The organism is Mesorhizobium sp. W067, assembly GCF_054719525.1.
The window spans coordinates 3,552,358-3,571,921 of sequence record NZ_JBTTII010000001.1 but is presented as its reverse complement, the minus strand read 5'-3'; the positions used below and the strand labels follow the sequence as shown (position 1 = coordinate 3,571,921).

Here is a 19,564-nt window from a genome sequence, read left to right as displayed (position 1 = left end):
CGGATTGGAGTTTTGCGTGTCGGAAAATCTCAAAGATTGGCAAGCGCGTCCGCGGCCCGAGCGCAAGCCCATTGACGGCCGCTATGTCCGGCTCGAACCGCTGAGCGCCGAAAAGCACGGCGATGGGTTGTACGAGGCGTCGTCCGTGCCCGACATCGATGGACGCTTTGCCTGGCTGCCCGACTACCCGCCGCAAACCCGCGCCGATTTCCAGCCATGGCTGGACAAGGTCGAGGCGAGCGAGGATCCGCTGTTCTTCACCGTCATCGACAAGGCCAGCGGCAAGGTCGCCGGGCGACAGACGCTGATGCGCATCGATCCCGCCTATGGCGTCATCGAGATCGGCAACATCTATTGGGGGCCACTGATCTCGCGCAAGCCGGCAGCGACCGAGGCGCAGTTCCTGTTCATGAAGTATATTTTCGACGGGCTCGGCTATCGCCGCTACGAGTGGAAATGCAACAACCGCAACGAGCCGTCAAAGCGCGCGGCGGAACGGTTCGGCTTCAAGTTCGAGGGCATTTTCCGCCAGCATCTTGTGGTCAAGGGTGAAAACCGCGATACCGCATGGTACTCGATCATCGACAAGGAATGGCCGGCGCTGCGCAAAGCCTATGAGGCATGGCTCGATCCCGCCAATTTCGACGGCGAAGGCCGGCAGAAGCGGCGGCTCGAGGATTTCCGCGCCGAGTTTGGCGCGTAACAGGAGTTTTTTCCGATGGCGCACAGCCATTATCATGGTTCGCATGCTGGGCATGGCGCCGGCCACGTGCATGGCTCGACCGACAAGAAGCGTGTGCTGATCGCAGCCTGCCTGACCGCCGGCTTCATGGTGGCCGAAGTGCTTGGCGGCCTTTTGACGGGATCACTGGCGCTGCTGGCCGACGCCGGCCACATGCTCGCCGACTCGATCGCGCTTGGCCTTGCCTGGTACGCCTTCCATCTTGGCGGACGGCCGGCGACGGTGCGCCTCACCTATGGTTTCGGCCGGGTCAAGACGCTGGTCGCCTACACCAACGGCATCGCCATATTCGCCATTGCTTTGTGGATCGTCTACGAAGCCTGGGGCCGGCTGATGACGCCGGCGCCGGTGCTGGGCGGGCCGATGCTGGTGGTGGCGATCGCCGGCCTTCTGGTAAACTTCGCCTCGTTCTTCGTGCTGCATGGCGGCGACCACGACAGCCTCAACATGCGCGGCGCCATCCTGCATGTGCTGGGCGACCTGCTCGGTTCGGCGGCGGCGATCGTGGCGGCGCTGGTCATCCTGGCCACCGGCTGGACGCCGATCGACCCGATTCTGTCGGTGCTGGTCTCGGTGCTGATCCTGTCCACCGCATGGTCGTTGATGCGCGAAGCCGCCCACGTCCTTCTCGAAGGCGTACCGGCAAGCCTCGACCGCGACATCATCGCCAAGGACATTGCCGGCACCGTCAAGGGCGTGCGCGAGGTGCACCATATGCATGTCTGGTCGCTGGACGGCTCCAGCAACATGGCGACGCTGCATGCCTGCCTCAACGATGGCGTCGATCCGCACCAGGCGGTCAGCGCCATCAAGAAGCGGCTCGCCGCCGAACACGGCATCAGCCACGCGACGGTCGAACCGGAATTCGGCCAGTGCGCCGACAGCCATGACGAGCACGATCATGACCACGACCATGGTGCGCCACCGCATCACGGCCATTATCACTGACAGGGAATTTCATGGCATTGGCATCCGAGTTGACGAGTTCCCAATGTGGCGGGACGGCATGATGGATCGCGACACGCGAAACGCGCTGATTGCCGCAGCCTGGATCATGCTGCTGTTCGGCATCGCGGCGTTCTATCTGCCGACGGTGATGCTGGCTGTCGGCAATATCTCGACCGTACTTGCCGGCATCGTCGGCATCGCCTTCGTGCTGGCATTCTTTCTGGTGTTCTGGTTGCGGGGCCGCAGCCAGAACAAGGGCAAATAAGAGGCTTTCGAAATGCGCATCCTGATTACTGGCGCGGCCGGCATGGTCGGCCGCAAACTTGTCGACCGGCTGGCCAAGGACGGCACGCTCAACGGCCGCAAGATCACCGGGCTCGACCTGCACGACATCGTGCCGCCGCAGGCGCCGGCGATGGATGGCGTCAGCATCGCCACGCATACGGGCGACCTTGCCGACGCCGGTGCTGCCGAGAGCCTGGTGGCGTCACGCCCCGACGTCATGTTCCATCTCGCCGGCATCGTGTCGGGCGAGGCGGAGGCGAATTTCGATCTCGGCTACCGCGTCAATCTCGACGGCACACGGGCTCTGTTCGATGCGGTCCGGCTGGCGGGCTTTTCGCCGCGTCTGGTCTTCACCTCGTCGATCGCGGTGTTCGGCGCGCCGTTCCCCGATGTCATCCCGGACGACTTTCATCCGACGCCGCTGACCTCCTACGGCACGCAGAAGCAGATGAGCGAAGCGCTGCTGGCCGACTATTCCAGGCGCGGCTTCTTCGACGGCATCGGCATAAGGCTGCCGACCATCTGCGTGCGGCCCGGCAAGCCGAACAAGGCGGCGTCAGGTTTCTTCTCCGGCATCATCCGCGAGCCGCTGAGCGGCCACGAGGCGATCCTGCCGGTGCCGCGCTCGGTGCTGCACACCCATGCCAGCCCGCGCTCTGCGGTCGGTTTCCTGATCCATGCCGCCGGGCTCGACGGTGCCGCTGTCGGGCCGCGCCGCAACCTTACAATGCCCGGCGTTGCCGTCACCGTCGGCGAGCAGATCGAGGCGGTGGAGCGCACTGCAGGCGCCGAGGTGGCGAGCCTGATCCGTGAGGAGCCCGACGAAACGATCTGGGCGATCGTCAAGGGTTGGCCGACGCGCTTCGAGGCGCGCCGTGCAAGGGACCTCGGCTTCAGCGCCGAAAACAGTTTCGATGAAATCATCCGCGCTCATATCGAGGATGAGCTGGGCGGAATGATCGCGGGTCAGGCCTGACCCGCCGAGGTCACACAGCTCCGGACAGGCTCGCCGACAACAGCAACAGCCCGAACAGGAAGACGAAGGCGGCGCCGCCGATTTCGACGACTGTGTGGATGCGGTTGCCCATGCGGCCGTCGCCGGCGAAATAGACCGCCCAGTTCTTGGCGGTGACTGCGATCGTTGCCAGCGCCGAGACTGTGATGGCGGTTCCAATCGACATCGCCAGCACCGACAGCAGGCCGCCGAGCCACAGGCCGTTGAGCAAAGCGAAGCTCAGCACAATCAGCGCGCCGGAGCAGGGGCGGATGCCGACGGCGGCTACTGCCGACCAGGCCGTGCGCCAGTCGAAGCGATCGCCCGACAGCAGCGCCGGATCGGGCGCATGCGAATGGCCGCATGTGTCGCAGACCTCGCCGGCTGGGTGATCGTGATGAGCGTGGTCGTGATGGGAATGATCGTGCGTGTCGTGGTCGTGCGCAGCGTGATCGTGATGATCATGCGAATGGTCGTGATGCACATGCAAGGCATGCGAATGCGCATGCGCCGCGTGGCTGTGAGCGGCATGCGAATGGCCGCCATGGGAATGACCGGCGTGGGCTGCCGACAGGCTGTAGGCGGGCGCCCTGCCGAACCAGCGCTGGACCGTGGGCCCAAGCTTGCGCCACAGCAGCCAGGCGCCGAACAAAGTGACGAAGACATAGCTCATGATCTCCATGAACCAGGCTGCGTCGGTCATCGAGATCGCGGTGCCGCGCAGGACGAAATAGGCAAGCAGCATCACCAGGATCGCGGTCAGGCCCTGCAGCAGCGCCGAGATGAAGGACAGCAGGATACCGCGCCTGAGCGCCACTTCATTGGCCACCATGTAGGACGAGATCACCGCCTTGCCGTGGCCGGGGCCGGCGGCGTGGAAAATGCCGTAGGCGAAGGACAGGCCGATCAGCAGCCACATCTTGCTGCCATCCTCGCGCATTGCTTTCATCGCCGTGGCCAATGCGCGGTAGAATTCCTGCTGGCGCAGATTGATCCACATCAGGATGTGGGCGAACGGGCCGGTGGTGGGCGCCATGCCGTCATTGACACCGATGCCGAGTGAGCTCTGGGCATGGGCCTGCCCGAGAAAGTGCGTCATCAGCAGGGCAGCGGCCACAAGGCCGAATGCCAAACGCAGGGACGGTTTCATCACCGGATCTATCCTTCTGGCGGGCAATTCAGTTCGAGCTTGGTGGCGAAGATCTTGCTCATGTCGGTGCCTGTCGGGTCGTTGAAGAACGCGTCCGTCAGGGTCTTCTGGTTTTCCTTGATCGCCTCGTCTGGATCAGGCCGGATGACGCTCTTGGTGCAGTTCGAGGGCAGGCCTTCCACCGTGATGTTGCTATCCTCGGTGAAGTCGATCGCTGTGTAGAAGGTTGGATCGTAGACGCCGAAATCGATCTTGCCGGCGAGCTTGATCGGCACCTTGGGTTCGGATTCGAACAGGATGATCAACTGGTCGTTGTCAAAATTGGCCATCAGATGCGGTGGCGGCGTCATAGGCACGTCCTTGCCGTCGACGGTGACGAGCTGGAAATAGTTGAATTCTGCCAGCGAGGCATGAACTGTGTCGGCGACATCCTTCAGCTCCTTGTCGTCAAGCTTCAGGTCGGAGTTCTTGTCGAACTCCATCATCACCGTACTCGAAAACAGATCATCGAAACGCCAGAGGTGACGCAGCGCTTTCACACTTTGGTGATCCGGAGAGAGGATCACGTCGAGGCGGGCCTCGGCGAAGACATGAGGATGCGCGCCAGCCGCTCCGACGGCGGCAAAAGGCGCCGCCAAGGCCGAAGCCAGCATGATTGCGTGCCGTTTCAGATGCATTCTCGGTCGCTGTTCCATCGGCCTCGGAGAGATTTCGAGAGGTTACCAGAAACGGGGCGAAATTGGGACCGCGGCACGGCAAGACCGGGTCAGGCGCTCTCGCGGTTCTTGAACCACTGCACCAGAAAATCGACGAAGACACGGACCTTGGCCGGCAGATAGCGGCGGTGCGGGTAGACGGCGAAAATGCCGCTGCCCGACTGGATGCGGTCGTCAAGCAAGGACACCAGCAGCCCGGATGCGAGGTCGGGTGCGGCGATGAAATCCGGCAGGATGGTGAAGCCCAGACCGGACACGGCGGCGGCTCGCGCGGCCATCGGGCTGTTGACCTCGATCGGACCCGATACGTTGACACTGACAGACTCCTCGCCATCGCCCCTGAAGCGCCAGTTGGCGAGCGAGCGGCCATTGGTGTCGACGATGCAGGGCAAGTTGGCGAGATCCTGCGGGCGCGTCGGCTTGCCGTGCTTGGCGATCAGCTCCGGCGAGGCGCAAAGCTTGATCGAAAACGGCCCCAGGCGGCGGGCGATCAGCGATGAGTTCTCCAGGCGCGAGATGCGCACGGCAAGATCGAAACCTTCCTCGACCAGATCGACAAAACGGTCGTCGAGATGGATGTCGAGCACGATGTCGGGATGCTGCTTGGCGAAGTCGATCAGCGACTGGCCGATCGGTGCATCGGCAAAGGTGCGCGCCGCCGACAGCTTGATCCTGCCGCGCACGTCACCGGAGGATTCGCGCACGGCGTCGGCTAGGCTGTCGACCTCGCGCACGATTTCCGAAGCGCGGCTGTAATAGGTATGGCCGGCCTCAGTCAACGAGAACTGCCGCGTGGTGCGGTTGAGCAGCAGCGCGCCGAGTTCGTCCTCGAGTTCGCGCACATATTTCGACAGCAGCGCCTTGGAGCGACCGATCTTGCGCGCGGCCGCCGAAAAGCCTTCGGCCTCGACGACGTCGATGAAGGCGCGCATGCGGGTCAGTGTATCCATCATCAGGCCTTTCGTGCCGCATCGAGAATTCGCCGGCCGAGCCGTATCAGGGCAATGTCGCTGCCGGGAGGGCCGAGCAGCGAGAGGCCGAAAGGGGCACCGTCAACCGAGCCCAGCGGCAGGGTGATTTGCGGAAAGCCTGACAGACCCGAAAGGCACAAAAGATGCAAGGCCCTTTCGCGGTAGGCCTGGAGCTGCTGCGGCTCGCTTTTGACCAGAGGTGCGGGGCCTGGAACGGTGGGCAGGACAAGAAACCCGTCCTGGCCGAGCAGCGCGGCTAGCTCGGAGCGGAACGTCAGGCGGCGCACCGCCTCGGCCCGCGCGGTCTTTTCGTCGATCGTGCGGCCAAAACCAAAGCGCTCCTCGACGCCCGGCCCGAGATCGCGCTCGCCAGAAATGATCCAGGCGCCATGCTGCTGCCAGGCCTCGGCGGCCTGGAGGCGGCGAAAGCACCAGTAGAGCTCGTCGGGGAAGGAGGCGAAGCTGTACTCTTCCGGCGCCGGCTCACCGATAAGACTGGCGGCCAGCGCTCTCATCCTGGCATATTCGGCTGCCTCGGCGGGGCCGGCCACGAAAGCGTCCAGCCAGCGGATCGAAAGCGGCCGGGTGAGCGGATATGGATGCGGGTCGCGGCCGAGCAGCAATTTGCCGATCGTCTCATAGGTCTCGATGTCGTCGGCGAACCAGCCGAATGTGTCGAAGCTCGGCGCCAGCTTCATCGTGCCTTCGAGCGAAATGCGGCCATGCGTGGTGCGCAGCCCGATCAATCCGCAAAAGCTCGCCGGGGCGCGGATCGAGCCGCCGGTGTCCGACCCGGTAGCGATATCGGCAAGCTTGCCGGCCACCGCCGCCGCCGAGCCTGACGAGGAACCGCCGGTGACGCGATCGGGAGCGGCCGGGTTCACCGGAAACGGAAAATGCGCGTTCTGGCCCATCAGCGAGAAAGCGAACTCGTCGGTCTGCGTCTTGCCGATGAAGCGCGCGCCGGCGTCGAGAATCATCTGCACGGCCGGTGCCGTGCTGGACGCGGCATGCGCCTCGTCGAACTTCACCAGATTGCCGCAACCGGTGCGGTAGCCGGCGACGTCGTAAATGTCCTTTACCGCCAGCCTGAGCCCGGCCAGCGGCCCCAGTTCCGCATTGGCGACCGGCATGCGGCGCAGGTCAAGAAAGGCGTTGAGCGGGCCGTGCGTGCCTGGCATCGTTCGATATCCGTATACAGTAGGCCCAGCATTGTTCGATGCCGGAAATTTTACAACCTGGGATACGATTTTTATTGATTGTGAAATCTTTCGATCTTATATCGCGCTTGCCCAAAGTCGCACGTGCCTGTGGGTGTCCGCCGATCCTCGAATGGTGAGGGAAATCGGTAAGGTAACTGGAGCTAACCCCTCCAGTCGGTCTAGCGGCCAACCGCCAGCCCGAGGACACCTTGAAGCAACGACGGTGCGGGCCTTTCTGGTGTTCTGCCGGTCGTCCAAAGACCGGGGTTACTGAAGAGGCACACCTTCATTGCCGGCAGTGCGGACGGGTCTCCCATCCAAGCCAAGGCAGACAAAGCGAACCGAGGCCGGGCAAGGCCAAGGTTCACCGCCGCGAGATGGCGTTTCATGGTTCCGGGGTCTCCACCGGCTGGTTCCATGGATTTCCGTCCCGCCTTTGTTTGACCGCGTGTTCGCGAGGCCGAAAGCCCGCGTCCCGCAGCCTTATTGCGCGCCGCAAGGCGTTAATGGAGAGACCCCGATGGCCACCCAGCGCATCCTCGACTTCCTCGCCACCCGACGTCCGTCCGGCCCCTGCCTCGTCGTCGACCTCGATGTCGTGCGCGACAATTTCCGTGCCTTCGAGAAGGCGCTGCCCGATTCCAGAATCTACTATGCGGTGAAAGCAAACCCTGCGCCGGAGATCCTGCGCCTGCTTGCTGCGATGGGCTCGTCCTTCGACACCGCTTCCGTTGCCGAGGTCGAGATGGCGATGGACGCCGGTGCGCCGGCGGACCGCATCTCCTTCGGCAACACCATCAAGAAGGAGCGTTACATTGCACGCGCCTACCAGCTCGGCATTCGGCTGTTTGCCGTCGACTGCGTCGAGGAGGTCGACAAGATCGCCCGCGTCGCTCCCGGCGCGCGCGTGTTCTGCCGCGTTTTGACCGACGGCGAAGGCGCCGAGTGGCCGCTGTCGCGCAAGTTCGGCTGCGTGCCGGCGATGGCCGTCGACGTGCTGCGCCATGCCAGGACGCTCGGCCTCGACGCCTATGGCGTGTCGTTCCATGTCGGCTCGCAGCAGACCGACCTGACGGCGTGGGACCGTGCGCTGGCCGACGCCAAGAAGGTGTTCGCCACGCTCGCCGACGAAGGCATCGTCCTCAAGATGGTCAATATGGGCGGCGGTTTCCCGACGCGCTATCTGCGTGACGTGCCGGCGGCCCAGGCCTATGGCCAGGCCATCTTCTCGGCGCTGCGCAAGCATTTCGGCAATGCGATCCCTGAGACCATCATCGAGCCGGGCCGCGGCATGGTCGGCAATGCCGGCGTCATCAAGTCGGAAGTCGTGCTGATCTCGAAGAAGGCCGAAAACGACAATGTGCGCTGGGTGTTCCTCGACATCGGCAAGTTCGGCGGTCTGGCCGAGACGATGGACGAGGCGATCCGCTATCCGATCGTCACCCGCCATGACGGTTCGGAGACCGCACCTTGCGTGCTCGCCGGCCCGACCTGCGATTCGGCCGACGTGATGTACGAGAAGACGCCGTATCCGCTGCCTCTGTCGCTGACCATCGGCGACGATGTGCTGATCGAAGGCACCGGCGCCTACACGACCACCTACTCGGCGGTCGCCTTCAACGGCTTCGAGCCTCTCCGATCCTACGTGATCTGACGGCTTCGGCCTTCAGATCACCCCAGGCGGACGTTTGCGTCCGCCCGGGTTCGCCTGTGGAACAAGCTCCGCTCGTGAAGGATCGCGGAAATGGACATTGTAAATTACATTGACGGCATTGGATTCTCCCCCCTTGAGCGGGAGATGGCCGGCGCCATTCCCATCGTCGCCGAAACTGCGGCAGACATTGCATCGCGTGAAGCGTTGCTCGATCGCGCCATGGGGCCGATGCGGCGCAAGAAATCGTCGGAGAAGCTGCGGCGTGGCCGCCGGCCTTCCGAAGGTCTCGCTTTTGTCGTGCGGGATGCCGCCGGCGCGGTTGCCGGCACGGTGCGGCTGTGGGACGTACGTCTGGGCGAGGGCGGCCCGGGAGCACTTCTGCTCGGACCGCTCGCCGTCGATCCGGCGCTGAAGAACGCCGGCATCGGCTCGGCGCTGATGCGCCATGCTTTGGCCGAGGCCGCGCGTCTCGGCCATGCCGCGGTGCTGCTGGTCGGCGATGCGCCTTATTACGGTCGCTTCGGCTTTTCGGCGGAGAAGACCGGCGCGCTAGCCATGCCTGGTCCGTACGAGCGGCACCGCCTGCTCGCGCTGGAACTGATCGATGGTGCGCTCGACGGCGCGCATGGCACGCTGAAGGCTGCAGGTCGCAAGCTCAAGACACAGAGGCTCTCGCTGGCCGCCTGATTGGTCAAAAACAAACGCCGCCGGTCCTTTGCATTTCAGCGAGGGCGGCGTTTTGTTTTTGCGAAGGGCTCAGCCGATCAGCTGGCTGAGCGCCATGGCGACCGACATATCGCCTTCGACCTTTATCTTGCCGGACATGAACGCCATGGTCGGATTGAGGTCGCCGGCGATCAGCGAATCCAGATCGTCGAGCGACAGCTTGATGGTGCAGTCGGTCGGCGCATCGGTGTTTGAGACGGTTGCGCCGTCGATGACGATGACGCCGTTGCTGCCGGTATCGAACTTCACGGAATGTTCGAACCCGGCGCTCGCCACGCGCGACCTCATCTTCTCGGCAATGTCCTGAACGCTCATGACTGTTCTCCTGGTCTCGTTGCGTTTTGCCGCGCTTCAGTGACCGGCCTCCGCCGAAGTCGCTGTCTCGCGCGTACCGCGATCCTGGTCGCTTGGCGCATATAGCTTCGAGTTGACGTAAACGTCAACGCGCGATGCGTCATCTCGTTTCAGTCGGAAGGAATGCGGCAGAGAACATTCACCCTGCGACGAAGGTTAGTGTTCAGCAGCGGGCTTCGCCGCCTCGGCCTGGGCCGATTCCGCCGGGGCCGGTTCGGTCGGCGTGGCCGGATCCTTGCGGCGGCGCATGGCGTTGTCGCGGATTTCGTCCTTGGTCAGGAAGTTGACCTGGTCGATCAGCACTTCATGCACCAGGTCGGCGCCGACGCGAGCGTTGACGGTGTCGCGTATGGCCTTGCGGAAGGCATCGAGATCGATGGCTTCCTTCTTGGTGAAGTCGATCTGAGGATTGGAGTAGAGATAGGAATAGACCTGATCGGTCATCAGCGCTTCGGCCGGGATCGACATCTTCTTTATCTCGGCCGGCTCGACCGTGTAGACGAGCTTGGTGAGGAAATAGCCGTCGATCTTGGAATCGCGGATCAGCGGCACCGAGATGATGTCGGTCTTGACGTAGTCGAGGCCACCCAGCATCGGTTTCGGCGTCTCGCCGACGCCGCGCTCACCGGCCGCCTGGAACGAATAGAACACCGCGCCAAGCGTGGCGGCGCAGATCCAGATCGCGGCGGCGATGAATTTGATCACCGGTTGTTCCCGCCTGTTGCCGAGATCATCAGCTCGCCCAACCGAATTCGCCGGCCGAGTATGTGCCGTCGGCTTCGGCGCGCTGAATGGCGTTCTTCAACAGCGTGGCGACTTCGTTGACCGCGTTGAGGTGGGCGAGGATTGCAGCCTCGTTTTTCGCGAGCTTCTGGCGCAGCCGCGCCAGACTGTCGCGATGCTGTTCCAGGAATTCGATCTCGTTGGCGCCCTTCATGGCGCGGGTCAGCTCATAGAGGTAGCGGCTCTTGCGGGCGTTGGAGGCCTTGAGGTCATAGCTGGTGTCGTTCTTCAAACCGGCCGTCTCTTCCTCGACCGCTTCCTCGATGCGGCCGATGATGGCGGCAAGGTTGCCCGGCCGTGCAAACGGGATCGGCGCTTCGGACGTACGCGCCGGCAGGTTGGAAGAGTATTTTGAAAAATCGGCCATTGAAAATCCTGGTCTAGATCTTGATTTCGGTTTTGATGGTCGTCTCGTCGCCGGTCATCGACCGTGCGGCCTTGCGCTGCAATTCCTCGACCAGCGAGGTGGACAGCCGGGTCTGCTGGTCGATCTCGGTCTTGTGCGGCCCGGTTGACACCGGGCCGATCGGCACGGTGCGCTTGCCGTCCTTGTAGTGGTCGGCGAGCAGCGATTTGGCGATGCCGATCCCTCCGCGCTCGGCCATGACGTCGGCGACACGCTCGGCAAGCTGCGATTTCCACATGTCGCCGGCCAGCCCCTTGCCGTAGACGCCCTCTGTGTCCTTGGGCAGCATGTTCTGGATGAAGGTCTGCAAGACCATCGCCTCGAACTTCTTGAACTTGCTGGCGGGATCGGCATTTGCGGCGGCCTTGTCGGCGGTGGCGCGCGACAGGATCGAGCCGGCATCGACCGAAGCAGCCATGTCGACAGAAAAATTACCGCCAACGCCGTTGGCCCGCTTGGCCAGCGCGGCACGGGCAGCCTCGATATCCGCCGGGTCGACGGCTCGGGCAACATCGAGAACGATGTCGCTGGGTGGAGAAATCGCCAAGAAAGTCCGCCTCTTTGCCGGGTTTCCTGAGCGACCATGCCGCAACAAGCTTGTGGCAGGCTTGCGAGGGAGAGGGGAGGCGGAATGCTGTCAGCTCGTCTGCTACGCGCCAATAGCGGCCGTCCACACGGGTGGTCTTCAATGACCCCGGACGGTGAAGGCCTGCTTACCGAAGCCTGTTCGACGAGGCGGCTATCCCACTTGTAATCCCGGCCCAATCCTTTATCGCACCCGTTGTGCGGTTTATCACCGCCAGAGTGGCGGATTCAGTGAGATCCCAAAGTGAAAAGAAGACGCCTCTTGTTTGTCGGGGGGAGCGGGGATCCTGGCGGTCTTCATATCCATACCGCCGACGTAGCCCACACCGCCGCTTCGCTTGGGTTTCCCGTCAAGATCATTTCCGTCAACACCGACTATTTTTCCGAGCTCCTTCCCCCTGAGACAATCGATGTAGAACTTGTCGAGGGCCTTTCTTATCAAAGGCTCATCGTCAAACCGAGACGGTTCCCCATCTCAAGATACATGCTTTGGGGGTCTGTGCTGGTCAGGCATCCCGGCCACGATATCATTTTCTGCCGTGGTGCTTTCGCGGAAACGCCTGTCGTCGAGTTGCTCATGGCCAAGGCCGCGGGCCGGCGAATTTACACCATCGAACACAGGCCGCGCGAGGCCGCGTGGCGATCCATGTTTTCGAAGCGCAGATATGGCGCGGTCATGAACGCCTGCGTCCAACGCGCCATCGGCGTGTCGAGCGAATTGTCAGAGATCGCGACGAAAGAGTTTGACATGGCTCCCCATAAGGTCCGTGTCTGTGCCAATTGGGTAGACCCCAACTTCGCACCTCCGACTGCCAATGAAAGGCGCCAAGCGCGCGAACGGCTTGGACTGTCAAACGATGTGCGGACGATCGGCTATGTCGGCCGGTTCGGGCCGGAAAAAAATATCGACGTGCTGATTGATGCTTTCTCGGCTCTTCGCGCGAGTCGGCCCGCCGCCAACGTCGCTCTAATCCTCGCCGGGGATGGCTGGTTTCGCTCCGAAGTGGAAAAAAAAGTGCGCTCGTCCGGAGCTGCTGACCGGATCAAATTGCTCGGCTGGCAAAACGATCCGCGTGCGATCTACCATGCGCTTGACCTCTTCGTCCTGGCCAGCTCAGTCGAGGGTTTTTCCCTCAGCCTGCTGGAGGCGATGGCCACAGGCCTACCCTGTGTCGCCCATCCCATGGCGAGCGCGCTGGAGCTGATCAAGGACGGCAGTAACGGCTTTGTGTCCGACATATCGACGGCGAGCTTGTTGGGCGAAAAGCTGAAGGAATTTCTGGACGCCGAAGCAGCGACGGTGAGCCGTCTTGGTCAGGCTGCCGCGCAGACCGTGGCGACCAGCTTCTCACGCAGCGCACGCTTGCCGGCGGTCCTTAGGGCACTTGACATCCCGCTCGATGGCTCAGGCCTGCCGCAGCCATTTCCGCGCGTTCTCACCTATCGGAACGCACAAGCCCGATCGTCCGCCGCAGGCTCGAAATCCAGTGCTTGAGCCAGAGGGTTTTCCGGCCTGTCCGCCAGGCGGCCCTGGCACAATTTTTGTCAAAATAGTCGAGCCGGTCTTCCATCAGAACGTTAAGCGCTGGAGAAAGCCGGTATTGTTTTCGAATGCGCAGCATGAGCGCGAGATGGTGCTTCCACTCCGTGTATTCGTCGTGATGTCGTGATTCTGAATGCGTCTGGTAGCGTTCGCCTTCTGCCGTATCGCGCCCAGTGACGTCATAGGTCGCCAATTGCCGGTCGATATAGACGAAGGGTCCGCGCGTGTTGAGCCGCAGCCAAAGGTCGATGTCCTCGGTGCGGGCGAGGCTTTCATCGAACCCTCCCGCCGCCAGTATCGCGTCGCGCCGAACCATCGTCGAGGAGGTGTGAATCCAAAGGTATCCGGCGATGGTCGTGGTCAGCACGACATCAGAGCGGGCCAGCAGGGAACGGTCCGCCTTGAGTTCCCGGCATGGCAGAAGAGATGCGGTCCGATCATAGGTTTCCCACCACGGCATCATGGTACCGAAGATCATGTCGCAGGCGGTCATGGACGTGTCGGCAAGCTCGTCGACCATGCGATAGTCGCTGCCAATCAGGATCGCGTCGGGCCGGGTGTTGGCCGCCGCAATGAATTGCGCCAGCTTGTCGTCGTCCCACCGATCATCGCTGTCCAGAAACGCGATATACCGTCCGCGCGCCTCGCGAATCGCGGCGTTGCGCGCGCCGGCCGGTCCGCTCGTGCCGGGGTTTCGCAGAATGCGCAGACGTGGCTCGGCCAGAGAGAGCGCAGTGATAGCGGCCAAGGTGTCGTCCGTGCTTCCGTCGTCGACAATGAGCAACTCCCAGTCGCCGAACGTCTGAGCCGTAACCGAGGCGACCGCCTTCAGCAGATAAGGCAGGCGATTGTAGGTTGGAATGATGACCGTGCAGGCTCGCTCTGACATAAGGGCTCTTGCGTTGAAAGCCGGTGCCACGACGCGCAGCTGTTGCGCCTTGCAGGCCCTGGACAGCAGGTTCACCGGCAGGCTTGTCACTCCTCGCGCCGCTTTGCAAGCCGCAGCGCCTGCCTACGGACCGCAGAGCTTCTTCCCCTTGCTGCGAAACCACGTTGCAACGGCGGCGGAAACGGGGGACCGCTCCCAGCGCCATCTTTACGAGACAATCGCCTTTCATGGTGGCGCTTCACAGGGTGGCTGGACGGCAGGGACAAGCGTCGCCTTTACTCGGCAAAGAGCCCGTAAACCTCAGTTCCGCAACCGGGCAAATTCGAAGTGACGCAATCAATTAAAACCCTGATCGTGTCGGAGTATTTTCCCCACCTGCCTGACCAGATGGTCCATGGCGTCTTCCAGAGGCTCCGGCGTCACGCCGACGCGCTGGGTAGTATCGGTTCCGTCGATTTCGTTTTCATGTGGCCGTTGCACTGGTCCGAAAACGAAGACCGGCAACGTCAATCCGTCGAGGATTTTCGGCGGTCATGGTCTGTTGCCGGGCGGATCATACTGATTTCACCGCCCGCTCTGCCGTCTCGGTTCCGGCGCTGGCCGCGCGATCTTGGCATCCGCGACGTGATCGCCGCGACGCGCGGCGCAGTCAGTTTCACGGAGGGCCGGGTCACGATGCGGTCCAGCCGTATGGCGGAAGTTTCCCGGCTTGAGCAGGCGATCAGCGAGTTGAAGCCTGACCTCATCCTGGCGCATCGATTGGCGTCGACAGCGGCTCTGATCCGCACGGTGATGGATTTGCCTCCGGTGCTGGTCGACTTCGATGACCTCGAACATGTCGCCCTTGGCAGGTCTCGCCAGATGGAGCGCTCTCCCGCGAAACGCCTTAAACTGAGCCTGGTGTCCGCGGTCGCACGCCGGACAGAAAGACTCGTCGCGGGGTTTGCGACGGTGGGCCTCGTGTGTTCCGAGCATGATCGCAAAATCGTCGAAGAGCTTTCGCCGGGCGCCCGCCTCGAAGTCGCACCCAATGCTGCCGTGATGACCGGCCGTTCCCCGATGCCTTCCGAGCCAACGGCTCTTTTTGTCGGCTACACCCGGTATCCACCGAATGCCGAGGCTATCCTCTGGCTTGTTGGAAAGATTTTTCCGCTGGTCCGGGCACGGCTGCCGCGAGCGCGGCTCCTCATCGCCGGTGATGGCGGCCGCGAACTTGACGCCGGCGCAGGGGTAGAGACGCTAGGATTCGTTACGGATCTTTCATCTGCCTATGCGAGGGCAAGGGTTGTTGTCTGTCCGGTCAAGCGTGGCGGCGGCACGCGGATCAAGATCATTGAGGCTGCGCTGTACGGCCGACCGGTCGTTTCAACTTCCATCGGAGCGGAAGGGCTCGGTTTCATCGATGGCAAGGAAGTGGTCCTTGCCAATGAGGAAGGGGCCTTTGCCGAAGCGATGGTCGAGTTGATGAGCAGCGATGAAAGGTCGGCCAGCATCGGCGCTGCAGCGGAGGAACGGGCACGCCAACTTTACGGCGCGGAACAGGTGCGATCCAATCTGGCAGCGTTGGCAAGGTCGATGGTCGATCCGGACACTGCGCAGACATCGAAATCCGAACTGGACGTCGATGCAACAGTGAACACGCCGATAGCGTACCTATAAGCCAACGTGTTTCCCGCAGTTGGTCGCGATCGACCATTGCATACCGGAGCCCCTCACAAGCCTCGAAACTCCGAGGTTTTTTCACCAAAGCGTGAACGCTACATTCTTGTTTTTGTCGCATTCCTTGTTTTCAAAGCGTTTCGACTGTGGGGGCCAAATATAGTGTTTTGCCGGGATTACTTCCGTTCCGAGGGCTGGTGAATGCGCTTCGGGATAGCGATCAGCAACCTGTCGACTTTCGGCGGGCTGCAAAGGGATTGCCTCTCTATCGCCAGGAATATCGTGGCGGCGGGGCATGAGGTTACGATCCTGACCACGGAAATACGCGGGTCGATCGCAGACCCCGGCTGTTCGATCCAGATTGTAGAAGCCAACAATCGCACCAATACCGGAAGGGATATCGCGCTTGGCGCCGCGCTGAAGGCGCATCGCCAGGGGTTTGACCGGATCATCGGTTTCAACAAGCTTCCGATGCTCGACATCTATTATTCCGGCGATCGCTCTTACGCGAAGATCAAGACAGGCGCGTGGCGCCCTTTTTCACCACGCCACCGAACCCAGATGCGGCTGGAGCAGCTTTGCTTTTCGCCAAGTTCGCGCACCAGCCTCATCATGCTGACCGAGCGCCAGCAAAATGAGTATCAGAGCGTCTGGAAAACGCCGGAGAGTCGGTTTCGACGCATTTCGCCCAATCTCGATCCGGCGAGGCGCATGCCGCATCTACGCACCGACGGAACGCGCGAACGCATCCGGGCTGAATTGGGCATTGCGCCAAACAGCAAGGTATGGCTGTCGATCGGCTCCTCGGCTTGGGTAAAGGGCTTCGACAGGGTGGCGGCCGCGCTGGAGGCATTTCCCGACTCGGTCTGGGTGGTGGTGGGCGTCGTGCCTGTCAGCGGCATGGGCAGCCGCCTGATCCAGAAGGTGACAATACACGCCCGGGGCCGAACAAAGATCATTGGAATCCGAGACGACATACCGGCTGTTATGGCTGCGGCGGATCTTCTCATTCATCCTGCCCGAATCGAAACCACGGGAACGGTCATCGTCGAAGCCCTTGCCAATGCACTTCCGGTGATCACCACCCATACGTGCGGGTTTGCTCCCTTGGTCGAAAAGGCCGATGCCGGCGTCGTCATCGCCGGCGCGTACTCTTTTCGGGCGCTCGTCGAAGCCATCGCCATGGCACGAGCACCGGGCCAGCAAGCAGCATGGTCGTCACATGCCAAAGCTTTCGGCGGCGATCCTTCCTTATCCCATGGGCACGAGGAAGCGGCGCGCCTGTTTGTCGGAGAGCTTTGGTAGACACGGCCACATGTGCCGAGCCGAGGCTGTTGCTTTCAGGGGGGCTGGGCATTGGAACAGAAGCCTGACTATTTCGGGGTGCATGGCCGGCAAGATGAAAATCCCACGCTTCTCATCACCGTTTGACGCCCGGAAGCGTGACGCCGGGAAATTGCCGAAGCGCGTCTGGCTTACGCTCGACGATGGTCCGGAGCCCGGTCATACCGAGCAGATTTTGAAGGTGCTCGACCTTCATCGGATCAAGGCTACGTTCTTCGTGATTGGAGAAAAGGTGGCCGCTCATCCGGCCATCGTCCAGCGCGTCTTCGATGCGGGACACCGGATCGGAAACCATACGTTTTCGCATCGCCGTCTGACCGAGCTTAAACCAGCGGAAGTTCGCCAGGAGATCGAGAGCACCGGTAGTCTGATTTCCGCATTCACGCCGGGAGGGAAGATTTTTCGTCCGCCTTTCGGGGCTTTGAGCCGGGTCGTTTCAGAGATTGCGGATGAACTCGGGCATCGCACCCTTCTGTGGGATGTGGATCCAAACGATTGGGATCCTCACCGCCAGCCGAAGGGGTGGATCAGGAGCGCGCTTCGCGAAGTTCGAGCGAAGCGGGATTGCGTTATCCTCACCCACGATAGCCTGCCCACAACCGCCGAGAATTTCGACCTGTTCATCACGCTCCTGAAGAAAGCCGGCCCGATTACGTTCGAAGATCCAGCGACTCTTTGTGCGACCCACCTGGCCCTTCAGGCGTTCTCGTCGACCGATTGAGCCATAGCTTGAGCCGATACCGCCAGAACCGCCATTGCGTCCTTGCGGTCTTCGGCAAAGGCCTGGCGATCATGAGAAATCGTTCGGCTGTGCGGAAACTGCCGTGGAGGTAATGGACGCGGGCAATCTTGATGGCCAGAAGAGCTTCCCGCCTGCGCAATGTATCCTCGTCGATCCGAACAGTGCCAAGCTCGCGCAATGCCTTGCGCCAAATGAAAAACTGCGTAGCGGGCTTGACCAAAAGCCGATTGTCGGCCCGCTCTGTCGATATCTGGTAGGTCAGCACCGGGTCGGGCATCTTGTCGACGCCGGCCTGGGTCAACAGCCTTGCCCAGAACAGTGTGTCCTCCTCGTAGGCGACGCCTTCGGGAAAGCGGACTGTGCCGATCGCCAGGCTTCTGATCAGGGCAGCGCCGACATTGATCGTCTCACATTTGTCGATGAGATAATTGCCTGCGTTTTCGAGCTTTGATAGACCATATCCGGCTGGCGCGTCGATGAGCCGGTCAACGCCATCTGTGCGCCTGATATAGGAGCCGACCACTATTCCGGTGCTCCCATGCTCGGTCCCCTTGCGCAGCAAGTTGCGCAGCCCATCCTTCATATGGATGTCGTCGGCGTCGATGAAGTAGAGCCATGGCGAGACGGCCATCTTTATGCCGACATTGCGGGCGGCGCCCGCCTGAAATCGGGCCACCCGTTTGACCAACACCGGAAGCCCGCTTTGCCGGCCGGTCTGCTCGGCGATTTCAGCGGTGCCGTCCGTCGATCCGTCGTCGACGATCAGGATTTCCTCGATGAGGTCGGCTTCCGAAGCCAGCGACCGGATCGTCGAAGCGATCGAACGCCCTGCATTGTGTGCAGGGATGATCACTGAAATGTCTTTCATCCGTATGCCCCCCACCCGACATCAGCAGTTGCGATTTGCAGGTTCGGGTCAAGCCGCAGTTTGGCGCGGGCGCCTTCTTGCGGCAACTTTCCGGTGAACAGGAGCGCGCCGGTTCGCTTTGCTCGCCGGCGGGCGACTGTTTTTCGGGCGTTCGGCTTTGCCTAACGGCAAATTGAGATTTGTTCTGCGAGGAGCGCCGTTATAAACCCATTGCTGTTGGAGGGGATACTCTTGAAGGGCGTTGCGCTTTTAACCGTACCGAGAAGCGGCTCCGAATGGCTTGGAAGCCTGGCGAATGCCACAGGTTCCATGGGGTGTTTCGGGGAATGGCTGGATCCAGACCATCTCAAATTCGTGGCCCGCTCTTATGACGAGCTGGAAAGCGCCGTCCTCAAGGCCGGATTGTCAGAAAACGGGCGTTTCGCCATCAAGCTGTTCCCTGGCCATCTGCGTGAAACGCGAGAAAAGTTTGAGAAAGACTTTCTGTTTGAAACGCTGAAGAAGCACGAAATCGGGTTGATTTTTCTTGAACGGCGAGACCGGCTCCGGCAGGCCATTTCGTACTATCGCGCCAGTGTTTCCAGGCAATGGACCAACAGAGCAAGGGGAACGGGAGCGAAAGCCGCCTACGATTTCGCGGAGATCTCCCGAGCCTGCATTTCTCTTGAAGATGGGTACTCGTTCTGGTCGAAATATCTCGACATGCTTGGGCTGCCCCACAAGCATGTCGTCTATGAGGAGATGTTTGAGGATCCGACACCTTTTTTGGAAGCGGTCGCTGAGCATATGGGTGTTGGAGCTCCAGCCGAGAGACCGGCTTCTTCGATTCAGATCCAGCGCGATGGCCTGACAGAAGAATGGGCAGAGCGTTTTCGATCGGACGCCGCAGCCAACGGGATTATTGATCTGCTGCTTGAGGAGAGACCAGCTGTAAGGACGTTGTCCAATCTTCGGCGGTTCTTCAAAAAGCGGCCACTAACCAAAGCCTATTCGTAGGATATCG

Annotated in this window: 21 protein-coding genes; 11 read left to right on the top strand and 10 right to left on the bottom strand. The window is 61.8% G+C overall.

Annotated elements, in window-relative coordinates; all coding sequences use genetic code 11:
* The first annotated feature begins 16 nt into the window (after positions 1-16).
* Genes ACYG97_RS17405 through denD form a run of 4 tightly spaced genes read left to right on the top strand, consistent with a single transcriptional unit; the run spans position 17 to position 2,951 of the window.
* On the top strand, positions 17-703 hold the full coding sequence (locus ACYG97_RS17405) for a GNAT family N-acetyltransferase (RefSeq protein WP_023733469.1): 687 nt from the start codon (positions 17-19) through the stop codon (positions 701-703).
* Between the two features lie 15 nt (positions 704-718).
* A complete protein-coding gene (locus tag ACYG97_RS17400) occupies positions 719-1,690 on the top strand; it encodes a cation diffusion facilitator family transporter (protein ID WP_023733468.1) in 972 nt (323 codons plus the stop codon).
* A 58-nt stretch (positions 1,691-1,748) separates the two neighbouring features.
* Positions 1,749-1,955 carry a hypothetical protein gene (locus tag ACYG97_RS17395; RefSeq protein ID WP_023683268.1) on the top strand — a complete coding sequence of 69 codons (207 nt, stop codon included), beginning with the start codon at positions 1,749-1,751 and terminating at the stop codon, positions 1,953-1,955.
* Between the two features lie 12 nt (positions 1,956-1,967).
* A complete protein-coding gene (denD, locus tag ACYG97_RS17390; RefSeq protein WP_023733467.1) occupies positions 1,968-2,951 on the top strand; it encodes a D-erythronate dehydrogenase in 984 nt (327 codons plus the stop codon).
* A gap of 10 nt (positions 2,952-2,961) precedes the next feature.
* On the opposite strand, the gene ACYG97_RS17385 is transcribed toward denD, so the two are convergent.
* From ACYG97_RS17385 to ACYG97_RS17370, 4 genes are all read right to left on the bottom strand, one after another.
* On the bottom strand, positions 2,962-4,119 hold the full coding sequence (locus ACYG97_RS17385; protein ID WP_460221629.1) for a nickel/cobalt transporter: 1,158 nt from the start codon (positions 4,117-4,119) through the stop codon (positions 2,962-2,964).
* An 8-nt stretch (positions 4,120-4,127) separates the two neighbouring features.
* Entirely contained in the window at positions 4,128-4,796 is a 669-nt protein-coding gene (locus ACYG97_RS17380) for a DUF1007 family protein (protein WP_023695722.1), read from the bottom strand.
* An 89-nt stretch (positions 4,797-4,885) separates the two neighbouring features.
* A complete protein-coding gene (locus tag ACYG97_RS17375; protein WP_023671925.1) occupies positions 4,886-5,785 on the bottom strand; it encodes a LysR family transcriptional regulator in 900 nt (299 codons plus the stop codon).
* A 2-nt stretch (positions 5,786-5,787) separates the two neighbouring features.
* Positions 5,788-6,987, bottom strand: coding sequence for an amidase (locus tag ACYG97_RS17370; protein WP_023695723.1), 1,200 nt, complete (start codon positions 6,985-6,987; stop codon positions 5,788-5,790).
* A gap of 541 nt (positions 6,988-7,528) precedes the next feature.
* Between ACYG97_RS17370 and odc2 the strand changes: the two genes are divergently transcribed.
* Both odc2 and ACYG97_RS17360 read left to right on the top strand, forming a co-directional pair.
* Positions 7,529-8,662, top strand: a complete 1,134-nt coding sequence (odc2, locus tag ACYG97_RS17365) for an ornithine/lysine decarboxylase (protein WP_023733465.1) — start codon at positions 7,529-7,531, stop codon at positions 8,660-8,662.
* A 144-nt stretch (positions 8,663-8,806) separates the two neighbouring features.
* Positions 8,807-9,349 (top strand): GNAT family N-acetyltransferase, encoded by a 543-nt coding sequence (locus tag ACYG97_RS17360; RefSeq protein WP_023733464.1) that lies wholly within the window; start codon positions 8,807-8,809, stop codon positions 9,347-9,349.
* Between the two features lie 69 nt (positions 9,350-9,418).
* Here ACYG97_RS17360 and ACYG97_RS17355 read toward each other — a convergent pair whose 3' ends face one another.
* The 4 genes from ACYG97_RS17355 to ACYG97_RS17340 all read right to left on the bottom strand — a co-directional run bounded on the left by ACYG97_RS17355 (position 9,419) and on the right by ACYG97_RS17340 (position 11,478).
* Positions 9,419-9,703 carry an SCP2 sterol-binding domain-containing protein gene (locus ACYG97_RS17355; protein ID WP_023695725.1) on the bottom strand — a complete coding sequence of 95 codons (285 nt, stop codon included), beginning with the start codon at positions 9,701-9,703 and terminating at the stop codon, positions 9,419-9,421.
* 195 nt (positions 9,704-9,898) lie between these two features.
* Positions 9,899-10,447: a hypothetical protein gene (locus ACYG97_RS17350; RefSeq protein ID WP_023733463.1), complete on the bottom strand. Its 549-nt coding sequence runs from the start codon at positions 10,445-10,447 to the stop codon at positions 9,899-9,901.
* A gap of 28 nt (positions 10,448-10,475) precedes the next feature.
* Positions 10,476-10,892 carry a hypothetical protein gene (locus tag ACYG97_RS17345; RefSeq protein WP_023671919.1) on the bottom strand — a complete coding sequence of 139 codons (417 nt, stop codon included), beginning with the start codon at positions 10,890-10,892 and terminating at the stop codon, positions 10,476-10,478.
* A 13-nt stretch (positions 10,893-10,905) separates the two neighbouring features.
* Positions 10,906-11,478 (bottom strand): rod-binding protein, encoded by a 573-nt coding sequence (locus tag ACYG97_RS17340; protein WP_023671918.1) that lies wholly within the window; start codon positions 11,476-11,478, stop codon positions 10,906-10,908.
* Positions 11,479-11,760: 282 nt separating this feature from the next.
* On the opposite strand from ACYG97_RS17340, the gene ACYG97_RS17335 reads away from it, so the two are divergent.
* Complete coding sequence (locus tag ACYG97_RS17335) at positions 11,761-13,011, top strand: glycosyltransferase family 4 protein (protein ID WP_156937176.1); 1,251 nt, start codon at positions 11,761-11,763, stop codon at positions 13,009-13,011.
* Here ACYG97_RS17335 and ACYG97_RS17330 read toward each other — a convergent pair.
* The gene (locus ACYG97_RS17330) at positions 12,953-14,038 is read right to left on the bottom strand and encodes a glycosyltransferase (protein ID WP_023733460.1); all 1,086 of its coding nucleotides are present in this window, start codon (positions 14,036-14,038) and stop codon (positions 12,953-12,955) included. The genes ACYG97_RS17335 and ACYG97_RS17330 overlap by 59 nt on opposite strands.
* Positions 14,039-14,275: 237 nt before the next feature.
* Here ACYG97_RS17330 and ACYG97_RS17325 point away from each other — a divergent pair, with 237 nt between their 5' ends.
* From ACYG97_RS17325 to ACYG97_RS17315, 3 genes are all read left to right on the top strand, one after another.
* Positions 14,276-15,607, top strand: a complete 1,332-nt coding sequence (locus ACYG97_RS17325) for a glycosyltransferase (RefSeq protein ID WP_156937175.1) — start codon at positions 14,276-14,278, stop codon at positions 15,605-15,607.
* A 201-nt stretch (positions 15,608-15,808) separates the two neighbouring features.
* Positions 15,809-16,912, top strand: coding sequence for a glycosyltransferase family 4 protein (locus ACYG97_RS17320; RefSeq protein ID WP_023733458.1), 1,104 nt, complete (start codon positions 15,809-15,811; stop codon positions 16,910-16,912).
* An 82-nt stretch (positions 16,913-16,994) separates the two neighbouring features.
* Positions 16,995-17,672: a polysaccharide deacetylase family protein gene (locus ACYG97_RS17315; RefSeq protein WP_023804733.1), complete on the top strand. Its 678-nt coding sequence runs from the start codon at positions 16,995-16,997 to the stop codon at positions 17,670-17,672.
* On the opposite strand, the gene ACYG97_RS17310 is transcribed toward ACYG97_RS17315, so the two are convergent.
* Entirely contained in the window at positions 17,602-18,561 is a 960-nt protein-coding gene (locus ACYG97_RS17310; protein WP_023733457.1) for a glycosyltransferase family 2 protein, read from the bottom strand. The genes ACYG97_RS17315 and ACYG97_RS17310 overlap by 71 nt on opposite strands.
* Before the next feature lie 231 nt (positions 18,562-18,792).
* Between ACYG97_RS17310 and ACYG97_RS17305 the strand changes: the two genes are divergently transcribed.
* The gene (locus ACYG97_RS17305) at positions 18,793-19,557 is read left to right on the top strand and encodes a Stf0 family sulfotransferase (protein ID WP_023686376.1); all 765 of its coding nucleotides are present in this window, start codon (positions 18,793-18,795) and stop codon (positions 19,555-19,557) included.
* Positions 19,558-19,564: the final 7 nt, after the last annotated feature.

Coding starts and splice junctions, on each gene's coding strand:
- ACYG97_RS17400 (WP_023733468.1), top strand. CDS start 719: ATGGCGCACAGCCATTATCATGGTTCGCATGCTGGGCATGGCGCCGGC.
- ACYG97_RS17395 (WP_023683268.1), top strand. CDS start 1,749: ATGATGGATCGCGACACGCGAAACGCGCTGATTGCCGCAGCCTGGATC.
- denD (WP_023733467.1), top strand. CDS start 1,968: ATGCGCATCCTGATTACTGGCGCGGCCGGCATGGTCGGCCGCAAACTT.
- ACYG97_RS17385 (WP_460221629.1), bottom strand. CDS start 4,119: ATGAAACCGTCCCTGCGTTTGGCATTCGGCCTTGTGGCCGCTGCCCTG.
- ACYG97_RS17380 (WP_023695722.1), bottom strand. CDS start 4,796: ATGCATCTGAAACGGCACGCAATCATGCTGGCTTCGGCCTTGGCGGCG.
- ACYG97_RS17375 (WP_023671925.1), bottom strand. CDS start 5,785: ATGGATACACTGACCCGCATGCGCGCCTTCATCGACGTCGTCGAGGCC.
- ACYG97_RS17370 (WP_023695723.1), bottom strand. CDS start 6,987: ATGCCAGGCACGCACGGCCCGCTCAACGCCTTTCTTGACCTGCGCCGC.
- odc2 (WP_023733465.1), top strand. CDS start 7,529: ATGGCCACCCAGCGCATCCTCGACTTCCTCGCCACCCGACGTCCGTCC.
- ACYG97_RS17360 (WP_023733464.1), top strand. CDS start 8,807: ATGGCCGGCGCCATTCCCATCGTCGCCGAAACTGCGGCAGACATTGCA.
- ACYG97_RS17355 (WP_023695725.1), bottom strand. CDS start 9,703: ATGAGCGTTCAGGACATTGCCGAGAAGATGAGGTCGCGCGTGGCGAGC.
- ACYG97_RS17345 (WP_023671919.1), bottom strand. CDS start 10,892: ATGGCCGATTTTTCAAAATACTCTTCCAACCTGCCGGCGCGTACGTCC.
- ACYG97_RS17320 (WP_023733458.1), top strand. CDS start 15,809: ATGCGCTTCGGGATAGCGATCAGCAACCTGTCGACTTTCGGCGGGCTG.
- ACYG97_RS17315 (WP_023804733.1), top strand. CDS start 16,995: ATGGCCGGCAAGATGAAAATCCCACGCTTCTCATCACCGTTTGACGCC.
- ACYG97_RS17310 (WP_023733457.1), bottom strand. CDS start 18,561: ATGAAAGACATTTCAGTGATCATCCCTGCACACAATGCAGGGCGTTCG.